Consider the following 13,635-nt stretch of genomic DNA (forward strand, 5'->3'; position numbering starts at 1 on the left):
TGACTCAGTGCCTGCAAATTACTGCATCTTAGCTGAATGCTTACTTATACCATACTCTCGCAGTTTATTGGCAATCGCGGTATGACTTAGGCCCAACTTTCTTGCAAGTTGACGCGTACTCGGGTAAGACGGATACAAGCGTTTTAGCATATCTCGCTCAAACTTTTTCACCTCTTGCTCAAGCGTGCCATCGAAGTTTTCGTCAATATAAGTAACGCTGGCGCTGCAGTTAGGTACTTGTATTGCTTCTTTAGTAATTTCTTTCCCTTCTATGAGTGTTATCGCGCGATACAATGCGTTTTTTAATTGGCGAATGTTTCCAGGCCAAGGATAAGCTTCCAAGTACTCAATACAAGGTTTACTTAATTTAGGCGCTTGGATACCCAGCTTTTTGCTGTGTTGTAGTACTAATTTATTCGCCAACGGCACTATATCCGCTTTTCTCTCACGCAATGACGGAACAACCAAGCCTAAAACATTCAAGCGATAATATAAGTCTTCTCTAAATGTGCCATCTTGGACACATTGCGACAAATCCTTACAGGTTGTGCAAATGATACGGCAATCTATATATTTGACGCGACTGTCACCTAATTGATGGTAGGTACCATATTCCAACACCCTGAGCAATTTAGCTTGTAAGGTTGCAGACATTTCTGACACTTCATCAAATAATATTGTGCCCCCTACCGCCTGTTCAAACAAACCTGCTTTTGCACTAGCGCTGTCAAAGGTGTCTTTTGCGTAGCCAAATAACTCAGTTTCGGCTGCGTCATCGGGCAAAGATGCACAATTAAGCGTAACAAATTCGCCATCACAGCGTCGGCTGTTGTCATGACATGCTTTTGCGAGTTGCTCCTTGCCAGTGCCTGTATCACCGGTAATCAAAATATTGCCGTCAAGTTCTGACATTCTTTTAGCTTCGCGTAGCACTTTTTTCATCGCAGCAGAATGCGCTTCAAAGTTGTCAAAACTGCCAGAGTAGGTTTTTTTAAACGCATTTATTTGAGCGCCTAAACGCACCTCCGATTTAAGCATAACTACTGAGCCTGCGAGTACGTTTTTATCGCTATCGGGAATGATGACAGGTAGCAAATCAGCAATATAGTCTTGTTGAATAAATTGCACCTTGTGTGTTTGCGTTTCTACCTTTTTACCGTGTAACCATTTGCTTACGTTAAATCCCTCAATCAAGTCATCAATATTGAGTTCTCTTATTTGTTCAGGTTTCATCTCTAAAGTGGATGCAACAACCTCATTGTAAAGAATAATTTTGCCGTTGGCGTCGGTAGAAAACACTGGGTCGGGAAGGGTCTCGAGCAGCGCGCGCAACTGATTTCTCTCACGTTGAATGGGCATAAATGGCGTGGTACGCACGTCATCAATACCATCCACACGTCGTAGCTTTGGCATCAAATCTTGAAAATCTGCAAACTCAATAGTGGGAAAATCCAAGAATAACTTGCCCAACTCATCTATTTCTATGCCACGCAAGTCAATGTCGTAATCATTCAACACATCTAACACATCTTGCGTGATCCCCATTCTATCTGTACAACTGATTTCTAAACGCATGTGTGGTAATTCCTCGCCGCCGTGTAAACTAAATGTAACTCGTATGTTTTTATTTACGGCTATCGTGAACGGCAGATCAAGAAAAGGACCTTAAAAGGCCCTTTATTACTAAAATTTAATGTTTTTTATATTATTGCCAGCGGCAAACACAAACAACAAGCTGTTCACGCACAGCGCTCACTTAAGCGCTATTTTTGGGTGGGAATTTGGGCTCAAATAACCCAAGTTCTTTTGCTTGTTGAACCACTGCCATTAAATCAGTATTAGCTAAATCATCGAGGTCGTCAGCATTTTGCAAGACATAATAAATCGGTTGCATAATATCAATCCGATAGGGTGTACGCATTGCCTCTAATGGTGTTAAGGGCTGACGGATTGGCTTTTCAGATTCAAGTGCATAGCGTGTTTCACCTGGAGAGGACAAAATCCCTCCTCCGTATATTCTAAGGCCCTCAGATGTATTGAGTAGACCAAACTCTACCGTGAACCAGTATAGTCTTGCTAAGAACACGCGATCTTCTTTACTGGCTGCTAAACCCAGTTTACCGTAAGTATGCGTAAAATTAGCAAATGCTGGGTTTGTTAATAAAGGACAATGTCCGAATATTTCGTGAAAAATATCGGGTTCTTGCAAGTAGTCAAACTCCTCTTCGCTACGAATAAACGTTGCCACAGGAAATTGTTTGTTGGCCAAAAGCGTGAAGAACTCGGTAAAATTAATGAGTGCTGGTACTTGCGCCGTTCGCCAACCGGTGGTTTCGGTCAACACTTTGTCAATATCCTTAAGCTGGGGAATTTCATCTGCGGTCATACCCAACAAATCAACGCCTTTGAAATATTGCTTACATGCTCGGCCATCTAAAAGTTTTATCTGACGCTCGTAAAGCCGCTTCCAGCGGTTATTCTCTTCGTCAGACCAGTGAATAATACCGTTTTCATCTGCTTGTTTTGATACATATTTGGACTGTTTAGACATAATATACAACTAAAAATTAAACACACTTAATAATAATCAAATAACTATATTAAGGTTAGATTTGCTCACAAAAGAGACAAGTCGCAAACTGGTTTGACCACGGGTTTTCGTAAACTATTTATTACAAAACGACATTATCTTAAACAATAAAAAACCACCTCTAGCTGTTAAAGGTGGCTGATAGATGGGAGATGTATACTTACTGTGGTTGATACTCTTGCGCGGTAATCCAAGCTTTACTATTACAAACGGTTTAATTCTCGGTTTAGCTGAAACTCTTTTGAAGTTACATAACTTTCAAGCTTTCTCAATTTATTCTCAACAGACTCATAACGTTGTTTGATATCCATAAAGGCCTGGCGAGGAGGTAAACCGGCTTGCCATACTTTTGACTTTACCTCAACCTTATGGCTTTCAGATGAACTATTTCTATATCCTTTGCCACGATAATCGCTCTGAGTACCACCACTAAGGCCATCAACATATGCTTTGGAGTTGTGCTCGTTCGTACCCGACTTAGCGACCGATTTTTCTTCTAAAATAAACCATAGTGCGACATAAGTAACTAGGACAAAAGGCCCTGCGAGAAGCAAAAAAGCCGTAACCGTTAATATTCTTACTAACCACGTTTCTATGCCAAAATAATCTGCAAGCCCTGCACAAACTCCTGCAATTTTGCCTTCACGTTTTATTCTGTATAGTTCGCCGTGTTTCATGCTCTACTCCTCCAGTCAGGTGACTCAGCATCAAGAATACTTTCTAAGGTTTGTATTCTTTCGCTCATTGATTCAGCTCTCTGCGCTAGGTTTTGAAGCGACCTAAGCTCTGTTTCAGATAAGCCTTGGCTGACTTGTTTTTTACTACGGTAGTGTAAGATAAGCCAGATAGGAGCAACAAAGACCATAAAAACAATCAATGTTACACCGGTTAATATAAAAAATTCTTCCACCGCTATTCTCCTTATTTTTCTTTACAGCGTTAATCCACTAGGCGATAACTACGGGCTAAGCAAAGCTGTACTCTGCTTGCCCTGTTCTAGCCTTAAACTTAGTGCGACCAACGGTCAGACTGTTTAGATTAACTTACGCTTTCTTCGCTTTTTTGACTTCTGATACGCTCGCTGATTTAGCTTTACCAGAACTCATTTTTTGCTTAAGAGCAGCAAGTTCATCATCAATCTTAGTGTCTGTCTCTAGGTTGGCAAACTCGTCTTTTAGAGAACGACTACCTATATCATAGGCTTCAACCTGCGATTCTAAGTCATCAATTTTTCGTTCAAATTGCTCAAAGCGCCCCATTGCGTCATCAACGGTACTAGAATCCAAACGCTTTTTCACTTCTAAACGTGAACTTACTGTCTTTTGACGCATGATAATGGTCTTTTGACGACTTTTAGCATCTGCAAGTTTCTCTTGAAGCTGTCCTGTCTCTGTTTGCAATTTCGCTAACTCGCTTTCAATTAAACCAAGCTCGTTGTTCAAGGTAACAGCAGCATCTGCTGCTTTTTTCTTCTCTTGAAGCGCCGCTCTTGCTAAATCTTCGCGTTCTTTGTTAATTGCTAGTTCTGCTTTCGCTTCCCAATCTGCCGCTTCCCTTTCGTATTTGCTAATCTGATGCACAACATCTTTTTTGTTAGCAATTGTTTTAGCTGATGCTGAACGCACTTCAACTAAGGTGTCTTCCATTTCCTGAATGATTAAGCGAACCATTTTCTCTGGATCTTCGGCTTTATCAAGTATTGAGTTGATATTCGAATTGATGATATCAGTAAAACGTGAAAAAATTCCCATGGTTTAATACCCCTGTGGTTGGTGCTAAAATTAGCGATTCGTGATAATTCACAATTTTGTTTAGGTTCTTTACTTACCAGAACTATATTCAATATGCTTGCCAACTCGTCAAACCACGCTAAGCGACTGTTTTAATTAAAGTTAAATCTTTTTTCAATTTCATAAGTAATTGTTTTCATTTTAAAGTACACTAAGTTTTAGTGATTTTGACCAAAATAATTAGAGTTAGCTATGAGTATGTTCAAACAAAATGATAATCTGATAGGCCAAGCCAATAGTTTTCTAGAAATACTTGAACAAACCTCACAAGTTGCGCCCTTAGATAAACCGGTACTGGTGATAGGCGAGCGCGGGACGGGTAAAGAGCTTATCGCTGCGCGTCTGCACTTTTTATCCAAGCGCTGGGAACAAAATTACGTAAAACTCAATTGCGCTGCATTAAACGACAATTTGCTTGAATCAGAACTGTTTGGTTACGAAGCTGGCGCATTTACCGGTGCCAGTAAACGCCGTGAAGGCCGTTTTGAATATGCTCATGAAGGCACCCTCTTTTTAGACGAACTAGCAAACACTTCTGCCTTAGTGCAAGAAAAACTCCTAAGAGTTATAGAATACGGTGAATTTGAACGTGTAGGTGGTACGCGTACAGTGAAAGTTGATGTAAGACTCATTGCGGCAACAAACGAAGATTTACCTACACTCGCCGATGCAGGGGAATTTAGAGCTGATTTATTGGACCGCCTAGCCTTTGACGTTATTACAATACCGCCCCTGCGCGAACGCCAAGCTGATATTATGATGCTCGCCGAACACTTTGCCATTAACATGGCGCGCGAACTAAAACTCGAATTATTCGAGGGTTTCACCAAAAAAGCCCGTGATTTATTAATGGACTATAGCTGGCCAGGTAATATTCGAGAACTAAAAAATGTCGTTGAACGCGCTGTTTACAGAACGCCGCCAAATGTCCCGGTCCACGATATCGTGCTCAACCCATTTGAATCCAAGTATCGACCACAGCAGCGAACCAAAGCAAAAGCAAATGCGGTAACACAAACACCTAACCCAGATACCCCCGCTACGATGCCGAGTAGCGCGCCAATAAACGATGCTGAAGATGCGACCGCACTTTTTGGTGGTGTTTCAGAGCCGAGTGGTTTTGAGTTCCCAATGGATTTGAAAAAAGCATCGCAAGATTACGAAATTAGTATGTTGAAACAAGCATTAGAAGATTCACAATATAATCAGAAAAAGACTGCAGAAAAGTTATCACTGACATATCATCAATTACGAGGTTATTTAAAAAAGTACAATTTATTAGAAAGCACCGAGTCAGCCTAATGCAAATTGAGCGTCGTTTACACATTCATTTTCTTTACCAAACCAGTGTGAAGCTGGTCATTGGTTTAACAAGCTTGTTAATACTTTCCGCTTGCCAGAAAGCACATCAAATAAACGAAAATGCAATAACCTATTGCTCAGAAAGTAATCCTGCGTTTTTTAATCCCCAACTCGATACATCAAGCACCACCGCTGATGCCTCTGCCCATCAGATTTACGACCGCTTGCTTGAATTTAATCCAGCGAACGGCCGCATTGAACCAGGCCTTGCTAGTAGTTGGCTAGTAAGTGACGATGGCCTAACGTATACCTTCCAATTAAGGCGGAAAGTAGCCTTTCACAATACGGCCTATTTTACACCAACACGAACCTTAAACGCCGACGACGTTATTTTTAGTATCGACCGATGGCGGGTTCAAGCGCATCCATATCACAATGTAGGTAGCGGTAATTATCCCTACTTTGATAGCCTAGGCCTTAACCAAACAATCAAAGATGTAAAGCGGATCAATGGTTACAGAGTAGAAATTACCTTGTTTAAACCTGACAGTTCGTTTTTGGCAAATTTAGCTACCGACTTTGCTGTCATTTTGTCAGCTGAATATGGCATGCAACTATTGGCGCAAGGAAAACCAAGTCAGATAGACCACTATCCTATTGGCACTGGGCCATATAAATTTTCAGCCTTTAAGTTAAATCAATATATTCGTTACATGCGCCATTCTGATTATTTTGCACCTACTACCGGAGCACAACATCTTATCTTTGATATTACCGCAAAATCCTCGCTCCGGATGGCCAAGCTCATTACCGGAGAATGTGATGCTGTTGCCTTTCCGTCACAAAGTGATCTTGCTGTCATTACTGACCGAGAAGACTTAGTTTTGTTAGAAAAGCCCGGCTTGAATATTGGATTTTGGGCATTTAATACCAGTAAAGCTCCCTTTGACAATCCAAAGGTTCGTCGCGCCTTAGCGCTTGCCGTAGACAAAACATCCATATTAGATGCTGTCTATTTAGGTCAAGCGACTCGCGCCAAAAGTATTGTCCCTTCGGCGTCATGGGCCTATCAAAGTGATTCTCGTGAATTAGGATATAACCCGGTTCGCGCAAGAGAGTTATTAGATGAGGCAGGCCTACCGTATAATTTTTCTATGGATATTTGGGCAATGCCCGTGCAAAGAGCCTATAACCCGAACGCAATGAAAATGGCGCAAATGATAAAAAGTTACTTGAACGAAGTTGGTATTACGCTCAATATAATTAGTTACGACTGGAATATATTTAGGGAAAACCTGACACTCGGTAAACACGACAGCGTGCTAATTGGCTGGAATGCCGACAATGGAGACCCTGATAACTTTTACAGACCCCTTCTCACCTGCGACGCCATTCCGTCGGGGACCAACAGAGCAATGTGGTGTAACCAACAATACGATGATCTTATTCAGCAAGCCTTAAGAACCGACAACTTTGAAACTCGTAAACAACTCTACAAAGCAGCGAACGACCTCTTGTTTGAACAAATGCCCTTAATGCCCATCGCTCATGCTTTTCAGTATCAGGCAGTAAGAAGCAACATTCGCGGAATGGAAATCAATCCTTTTGGTGGCATCCGTTTTGACGACGTCGAGCGTGTGCCATGATCAAATTATTTATTCGTTATATCAACCTTATGGTACTTACTATTTTAGCCTTGGTTGTGCTTTCATTTTTGCTACCCTATTTTTTTCCTGGGGATTTGCTTACGAATATTTCGGGTATTACCCCTGAAACATTAGAACAACGCCTTGCTCTAGAGGCGGCGTTTAAGCTCGATGAAAGTATATTTGCGCAATTTACACTGTATATAGAGAATTTACTTAGTGGAAACTGGGGCGTTAGTAGTGTATCTCAATTGAATTTGTTTGATGAAGTCGCGTCTGCTTTACCAGCAACACTAGAGTTAATGATATACGCACTATTAGTGGCGACATTTGTGGGTATCCCAGTCGGCTTTCTTTTTGGCTTAAAACATCACAGCCCTATCGATTTTGGCGTGGTTACCTTTAGCATTGTTGGTTATTCTTTTCCTGTGTTTTGGTTGGCCCTCGTATTTATCACCATTTTTTGTTTGCAATTGGGGTGGCTACCTATAAGCGGACGTATAAATCTGCTATTTGAAGTTCAGCATTTCACCGGCTTTGTATTTATTGATATTTTTCTTTCTGATATTGAAAATAAAGCGGACGCCCTGACCGACGCAATGAGACACGCAATACTACCTACCTTGTCTATCAGTATTGTAACGACGGCCTTGTTTATTCGCTTTACCCGCAGATCTATTATGGATGTAATGCAAAAAGGCTACATTATTGCAGCAAAATCTAGAGGGTTTACGCAATGGCAGATATTCATAAAGCATAGTTTTAAGAATGCTTTGATTCCTATATTACCGATACTCGCCTTACAAATATCAACTTTGATGACAAATGCCATGATTGTTGAAACGATTTTTTCATGGCCAGGAATAGGAAACTGGTTAATTCAAGCAATATATCAGCAAGATTACCCTGCAATTCGAGCGGGTATGCTTGTGGTGGCCTTGTTTGTACTAACCTTAACCATTACGATAGAGTTTATCACTCGCGCTATTGACCCAACGAAGGACGAAACAGCCCGTGCAGCGGTTTGACCTATACCAAGAAGAATATCATCCTTCACCACTAGAAAATGTTTGGCTGGAGTTTAAACGCAGTCATTTAGCTGTGTTTGGATTAGCATTCATAATGCTATTTTTATTAATTACAGTTTTTGTTCCCGTACTCGCGCCCTTTGACCCTGATTTACAAAATACCAATACTATTTCGTTACCGCCTTCTTGGGAGGCCAGTGGTTCAATTTCTCATTTGCTCGGAACTGACGCCTTAGGCCGTGATGTTTTTTCTCGCTTGCTTTATGGTGCTCGCGTTACCTTTGGAAGTAGTTTACTAATCGTTACAATAGCCATGCTGATTGGAGTGGGTGTTGGTGCTTTAGCAGGCCTATTAAGTGGTGTGCGATCCAGCGTAGTGAATCATTTATTTGATTCTATAATGTCTATTCCTACCTTGCTTATCGCTATCGTGATTGTAGCCATTATGGGTACGGGCCTGTACAACACGATGTTCGCCATTACCCTTGCCTTAATCCCTCAGTTTATTCACCAAACACGCAGTTTTGTGAAGGCAGAGCTAAGCAAAGACTATATCTTATTGGACAAACTCGATGGAGCTGGCCCAGTCAGAATATTTTTTAAGTCTATACTCCCCGGCATGTTTGAACTAATTGTTGTGCAAGCGACCATTGCCTTATCTATCGCTATCATCGATATTTCAGCCTTGGGGTTTTTATCTTTAGGAGCACAAAACCCGCGCATTGAACTAGGTCAAATGTTGTCTCAAAGCCTCGATACCGCCTATGTCGCACCGTGGCTTGTTGCCTTACCAGGTATCGTTATCTTTACCATGGTGCTGTCAGTCAACATTGTTGGCGAAGGCCTGCGTAGTGCGCTTCGAAATAGGTTTAAGCACTAATGGCTTTACTTGATATTAAAAACCTTTCGCTTTATATAGACTTAGGCACCGAAACTGTTAAAGCCTTAGAAAAGGTTAGTTTCACCTTGCACGAGAAGGAGATTAAGGCTTTAGTAGGTGAGTCAGGCTCTGGTAAAACGCTGGTAGTTAAAGCAATTATTGGTGCCTTACCTGATTTTTGGCGAATTAAAGCCGACCGCTTGACCTATAAAGGTCAAGATTTATTAAACATGTCTTACGAGCAGCGCAGGCAAATAATGCGGCGCGAAATAGCGGTGGTGTTTCAAGAGCCAACCTCATCTCTTGATCCCTCTGTCAGGCTAGGTAATCAGATAGAAGAAAGTATACCGCCTGAATTTATAAAAAAAGGCTGGTTTTGGCAGCGCAATAAACATCGGAAAGAAATAGCAATTGGTTTGTTGCACAAAGTGGGGATAAAAGATCATGACAGGTGGATGGCTTGTTTTCCGCATCAACTTCCCACCGACATTAGCCAAAAAATCATGATTGCGATGGCCTTAGCGTCAGAACCCAGCATTTTAATCGCCGATGATTCTACCCGAGGTATGGAAAGTACTACCAAAACACAAGTACTCAGGTTGCTTCTAAAACTAAATAAAACCAAAAATTTATCGATTTTGTTTGTGAGCCATGATTTGCTCGCCATCACCAGCATAGCCGATACCATGACGGTGCTTTACTGCGGCCAAACCGTTGAGTCAGGCAAAGTAAAGTCCTTGTTAAAACGTCCTTTACATCCTTACACCAAAGCCTTGCTTGATAGCGCGCCTAGCTTTCAACTCAGCTTAGCGAGTAAATCTCCTTTAAAAGCCCTTGGCGGCACTATTCCGAGTTTACAAAATTTGCCTGCAGGTTGCCGTTTAGGGCCAAGGTGCCCAAATGCGCGTAAAGAATGTGTACAGGTGCCAGCAATGCGAAGCATTCAAGAACACCATTATAGTTGTCACTACCCTCTTCATTTGCCCAAAACCGGCAAGAAAAAACCAAAGGATGAAAAAGCAACCTTCCAAGAACAAGAAAAATTTAAGCTGAGTAACCCTGCCCACGAAGAGGATGAAATTGATGACTAAAATACTCAGCGTTAAAGACTTGTGCTACCTATACAAGAGCAAAACGCAGCTATTTAAGCCTGAACGCACCTTTCAACTAGGCCCGATTAGTTTTGATATGGTCAAAGGGGAAACGATTGCCATTATTGGCAACAACGGCTCGGGTAAAAGCCTTACCGCCAAAGCCTTGGCTGGGGCCATTAAACCCTCATCGGGTAGCATAAACTTTATTCAAGACAATGAAGAAAATGAGCCCAAACCCTTACACCCTATTCGCATGATCCTTCAGCATAGTAGTAGCTCAATGAACCCTGCATTGTCAGTAGGGAGAGTATTACACAACACCTTAAAATTAAATTCGAGCCTAGATGAAGCCGCTCGCCAAGAGAAAATTGAAGACACCTTACGATTAGTCGGCCTGCTAAGAGACCACTTTTATTATTATCCGCACATGATGTCTGACGGCCAGCAGCAAAGGGCCGCCCTTGCCCGAGCATTATTGCTCGACCCTAAAATAATTGTGGCGGATGAACCTTTTGCCGCGTTAGACCCATCAGTACGCTCACAAACCGTAAACCTTATTTTAAAGCTCCAACATGAACTTGGCTTAGGCTTTGTGTTTATTTCTCATAATATTGGAATAGTACGTCACGTTAGTGACAGAGTACTGGTAATGGATAAAGGGCAAATCATCGAACAAGGGAAAACGGAAGACGTGTTTTCTGAGCCAAAAGAGCCCTTAACACAAAAATTGATACAATCGCATTTCAATTTGGTTGAGCGACATTTGAGTATGGTTTAGTTGGTTGGCGAGTCTACCTTTTGAGCGAGCAATGCTACTAACGATTTAAAAAGACATCTACTGTTTTGCGTAGTCAATCTGATAAAGGGTGTTACTCGTTTTTTAGGCAATAAAAAAGCCGGGTCACTCCAAGTGTTCCCAGCCTTTATTATTTGACGTCTTTGCAACGCATTTAAACGTTTAAATGCGAATTTAGTAGCTAACTGTAATGATATAAGTACCTGTATACGCACCGTCAGAAACAGAGCTGGCTAGAGCGTCAATTGTCAACTCTCCACCTACTTTAAAGCTTACTGCACCTGAGGCATCGGTTAACAGATTTGTACCGTTAATTGTATCACCATCGTTACCACCACCAACAATCGTCATGTCAGCATAATCTATATCTAAGTCGAATTTAGAATCTGACGGAACTGCTGGACTAGTCAATTCAGTAGTATCTGCTGGGTCGTCTATACGTAGGTTCGTAAATGGAGCAGCATTGGTGATACTATATTCTCCAGGCGCGCCTGCTACAATGGCTGAAACAACAGACGATATTGTACCCTCGACGTCGCCAACACCAGTACCACCTTGTGTTCCTGCACCTTGTGTTACAGTGCCTTGAGCGATCAATTCAGCAGCGGTACCATCAGCCTTTATTCTAATACCCGCGCCACTTGCTTGGGTGGGTGTTTCTTCTAAAGATGCATCACCATCTGTTCCATCTGTAATGGTTTGTGTAGCACGAATAGTACCAAATGAAAGTGCCGACACTTCAGCCAAATCAAAGGCGTTTTGAATAGTAACTGTTGCTGTTGACGTTTGATTTTCTGCTGCGTTCACAGCGCCTGCAAGTAACAATGTAGCAATAGCTGATAATTTAAAAATTGTATTAGTTTTCATAATTTTTCCTTAAAGCTTAGTACTGTACAGTTACAGTGTAAGTGCCAGTATAATCACCGTCAGGCATTTCAGTAGCTGCTGCATTCATTTCTAAACGGCCACCTATAAGTACCCCAACAGAACCTGTCGCATCGGTTAGCAAGTTACTACCAGTTACTGCATCACCATCGTTACCGCCACCTTTAACCGACATATCTTCATGCTCAATAGTTACGGTGAATTTTGAAGTTGCAGGAGCCGCTGGATTAGTAAGCTCAATCTCACTGCCCGCCGCTGCTGGCTCATTAATAGTCAAATTAGTAAATGGTGCCGCGTTTGCGATTAAATATTCACCAGGGGTACCAGCAACGAGCTCACTAATAGCTGATGCTACATCTGTAGCACTCGATACTACCGCAGCTGAAATACTGTTAGCGGTGCCATCACTTTTGACGGTGTATACGGCCTCGGTTGATACTGTACCAGTATTGCTGCCGGTAAGGTCTAAGTTTTGTGTTGCTCTAATAGTACCAAAACTAAGTGCTGACACTTCGCTTAGGTCAAATGCATTCTGCACCGTGACCGTCGCGGTTGAAGTTGTGGACTCTGATGCAGTAGACATAGCTGAGCATGTGATCAAAGCTGATGATGCTACTAAAGTTAATAGTTTATTGCGTTTAAACATTGGATAATCTCCGAATTTTGTCGTTCATCTATGACACAGCTACAAGATAACTCTCGACTACTCTGTCTAACTGACTAAACACTGCTGCTCCGAAGAACTGCCTGCTAAATAGCCTTCAAAAGTATTATCGGAGTTATCCAAAGAACCTTGAGGATTATTTGCAAAAATTCGCCTTTACAGAACAATGCTATTTTCGTCTAAGATTGTATCGGCAAACTCACCGCTTCCTTTATAAACAATTTTCAAACGCCCAGAAACCTTATCTAGCTTGTGATGCATGGGGATTGTGAGCTTCATAACTTCTTGCTCGTGAAAAAGATTTACGCCATTTAGAAAGGCGACCGCTTTCTCTTCATTGTTGCTTATATGATAAACCGTAAAGTCTCCATACACTGACGTTGGCGTTCTTTTGCTAACTTCAAGTTTCAATGTTTGCTTACCTTTTGTATCTGTATTAAACGCCATGGATGATATTGAAACCTCTCTATCGGGCTCTTGGGTTCTTAAAATCACCGGGATCGTATAACTAAGCAACAAATGTAGTTTCATTGAAATACCTTCACTTGTTTCATTTTCCGTCGAGCCATTGGTCAAATCCGGAGGAAGAGCAATGAATTTAAGATGTGAGCGATATTCCGGCATTGACATGTCGCCTCTTCGTCTTGCCATAATCTTTATTTTTTGACTCTCACCCGGCTGCAAAGTGACCCGGCGGGGAGAAAAACGTAAGTATTTTTCTGCAATGGCAAAATTTTCCATTTCTCCTTCGGTCAGTAAGGTATAACCACCTTGTATATTTTGGCGCTGGTTTATCCATTCAAGTTTATAGCTCCTTACTTGATTGGAGGTATTTAGTAATATAACTTCTTGGGTTCTGTCTCTGGCATCAAAAGCAATGCGAGATGGCGTTACTAATAGGCTAGCAAAAGATTGCAAACTCATTATTGACAGTAATATACATATTGCTAATTTCATTTC

14 protein-coding genes are annotated in these 13,635 nt (G+C 41.6%); 6 read left to right on the plus strand and 8 right to left on the minus strand.

What is annotated here, in order from left to right; all coding sequences use genetic code 11:
* Positions 1-18 precede the first annotated feature (18 nt).
* From tyrR to pspA, 5 genes are all read right to left on the minus strand, one after another.
* On the minus strand, positions 19-1,575 hold the full coding sequence (tyrR, locus tag AC0L6H_RS18330) for a transcriptional regulator TyrR (protein WP_473390684.1): 1,557 nt from the start codon (positions 1,573-1,575) through the stop codon (positions 19-21).
* A gap of 181 nt (positions 1,576-1,756) precedes the next feature.
* Positions 1,757-2,551 (minus strand): phenylalanine 4-monooxygenase, encoded by a 795-nt coding sequence (phhA, locus tag AC0L6H_RS18335; protein ID WP_473390685.1) that lies wholly within the window; start codon positions 2,549-2,551, stop codon positions 1,757-1,759.
* Between the two features lie 242 nt (positions 2,552-2,793).
* Complete coding sequence (locus tag AC0L6H_RS18340) at positions 2,794-3,267, minus strand: PspC domain-containing protein (RefSeq protein WP_473390686.1); 474 nt, start codon at positions 3,265-3,267, stop codon at positions 2,794-2,796.
* Positions 3,264-3,500: an envelope stress response membrane protein PspB gene (gene pspB, locus AC0L6H_RS18345; protein WP_473390688.1), complete on the minus strand. Its 237-nt coding sequence runs from the start codon at positions 3,498-3,500 to the stop codon at positions 3,264-3,266. The genes AC0L6H_RS18340 and pspB overlap by 4 nt, the downstream gene beginning before the upstream one ends.
* A 133-nt stretch (positions 3,501-3,633) precedes the next feature.
* Positions 3,634-4,341 carry a phage shock protein PspA gene (gene pspA, locus AC0L6H_RS18350; RefSeq protein ID WP_473390690.1) on the minus strand — a complete coding sequence of 236 codons (708 nt, stop codon included), beginning with the start codon at positions 4,339-4,341 and terminating at the stop codon, positions 3,634-3,636.
* A gap of 231 nt (positions 4,342-4,572) precedes the next feature.
* Between pspA and pspF the strand changes: the two genes are divergently transcribed.
* Genes pspF through AC0L6H_RS18380 form a run of 6 tightly spaced genes read left to right on the plus strand, consistent with a single transcriptional unit; the run spans position 4,573 to position 11,108 of the window.
* Positions 4,573-5,682 carry a phage shock protein operon transcriptional activator gene (gene pspF / locus AC0L6H_RS18355; protein ID WP_473390691.1) on the plus strand — a complete coding sequence of 370 codons (1,110 nt, stop codon included), beginning with the start codon at positions 4,573-4,575 and terminating at the stop codon, positions 5,680-5,682.
* Complete coding sequence (locus AC0L6H_RS18360; protein ID WP_473390692.1) at positions 5,682-7,328, plus strand: ABC transporter substrate-binding protein; 1,647 nt, start codon at positions 5,682-5,684, stop codon at positions 7,326-7,328. Before pspF ends, AC0L6H_RS18360 begins: the two co-directional genes overlap by 1 nt.
* Complete coding sequence (locus AC0L6H_RS18365; protein ID WP_473390693.1) at positions 7,325-8,356, plus strand: ABC transporter permease subunit; 1,032 nt, start codon at positions 7,325-7,327, stop codon at positions 8,354-8,356. The genes AC0L6H_RS18360 and AC0L6H_RS18365 overlap by 4 nt, the downstream gene beginning before the upstream one ends.
* Positions 8,343-9,236, plus strand: coding sequence for an ABC transporter permease subunit (locus AC0L6H_RS18370; RefSeq protein WP_473390694.1), 894 nt, complete (start codon positions 8,343-8,345; stop codon positions 9,234-9,236). The genes AC0L6H_RS18365 and AC0L6H_RS18370 overlap by 14 nt, the downstream gene beginning before the upstream one ends.
* Positions 9,236-10,327, plus strand: a complete 1,092-nt coding sequence (locus AC0L6H_RS18375) for an oligopeptide/dipeptide ABC transporter ATP-binding protein (RefSeq protein ID WP_473390696.1) — start codon at positions 9,236-9,238, stop codon at positions 10,325-10,327. Before AC0L6H_RS18370 ends, AC0L6H_RS18375 begins: the two co-directional genes overlap by 1 nt.
* On the plus strand, positions 10,320-11,108 hold the full coding sequence (locus AC0L6H_RS18380) for an ATP-binding cassette domain-containing protein (protein WP_473390697.1): 789 nt from the start codon (positions 10,320-10,322) through the stop codon (positions 11,106-11,108). The genes AC0L6H_RS18375 and AC0L6H_RS18380 overlap by 8 nt, the downstream gene beginning before the upstream one ends.
* A 192-nt stretch (positions 11,109-11,300) precedes the next feature.
* On the opposite strand, the gene AC0L6H_RS18385 is transcribed toward AC0L6H_RS18380, so the two are convergent.
* The 3 genes from AC0L6H_RS18385 to AC0L6H_RS18395 form a co-directional block, all read right to left on the minus strand.
* Positions 11,301-11,993 (minus strand): hypothetical protein, encoded by a 693-nt coding sequence (locus AC0L6H_RS18385; protein ID WP_473390698.1) that lies wholly within the window; start codon positions 11,991-11,993, stop codon positions 11,301-11,303.
* Between the two features lie 16 nt (positions 11,994-12,009).
* Positions 12,010-12,594 (minus strand): hypothetical protein, encoded by a 585-nt coding sequence (locus AC0L6H_RS18390; RefSeq protein ID WP_473390699.1) that lies wholly within the window; start codon positions 12,592-12,594, stop codon positions 12,010-12,012.
* Positions 12,595-12,831: 237 nt separating this feature from the next.
* A complete protein-coding gene (locus AC0L6H_RS18395; RefSeq protein WP_473390700.1) occupies positions 12,832-13,632 on the minus strand; it encodes a fimbrial biogenesis chaperone in 801 nt (266 codons plus the stop codon).
* Positions 13,633-13,635: the final 3 nt, after the last annotated feature.

This window comes from Glaciecola sp. G7-5 (assembly GCF_055808975.1).

Coding starts and splice junctions, on each gene's coding strand:
- AC0L6H_RS18395 (WP_473390700.1), bottom strand. CDS start 13,632: ATGAAATTAGCAATATGTATATTACTGTCAATAATGAGTTTGCAATCT.
- pspA (WP_473390690.1), bottom strand. CDS start 4,341: ATGGGAATTTTTTCACGTTTTACTGATATCATCAATTCGAATATCAAC.
- AC0L6H_RS18365 (WP_473390693.1), top strand. CDS start 7,325: ATGATCAAATTATTTATTCGTTATATCAACCTTATGGTACTTACTATT.
- AC0L6H_RS18375 (WP_473390696.1), top strand. CDS start 9,236: ATGGCTTTACTTGATATTAAAAACCTTTCGCTTTATATAGACTTAGGC.
- AC0L6H_RS18380 (WP_473390697.1), top strand. CDS start 10,320: ATGACTAAAATACTCAGCGTTAAAGACTTGTGCTACCTATACAAGAGC.
- AC0L6H_RS18340 (WP_473390686.1), bottom strand. CDS start 3,267: ATGAAACACGGCGAACTATACAGAATAAAACGTGAAGGCAAAATTGCA.
- AC0L6H_RS18390 (WP_473390699.1), bottom strand. CDS start 12,594: ATGTCTACTGCATCAGAGTCCACAACTTCAACCGCGACGGTCACGGTG.
- phhA (WP_473390685.1), bottom strand. CDS start 2,551: ATGTCTAAACAGTCCAAATATGTATCAAAACAAGCAGATGAAAACGGT.
- tyrR (WP_473390684.1), bottom strand. CDS start 1,575: ATGCGTTTAGAAATCAGTTGTACAGATAGAATGGGGATCACGCAAGAT.
- pspF (WP_473390691.1), top strand. CDS start 4,573: ATGAGTATGTTCAAACAAAATGATAATCTGATAGGCCAAGCCAATAGT.
- AC0L6H_RS18360 (WP_473390692.1), top strand. CDS start 5,682: ATGCAAATTGAGCGTCGTTTACACATTCATTTTCTTTACCAAACCAGT.
- AC0L6H_RS18385 (WP_473390698.1), bottom strand. CDS start 11,993: ATGAAAACTAATACAATTTTTAAATTATCAGCTATTGCTACATTGTTA.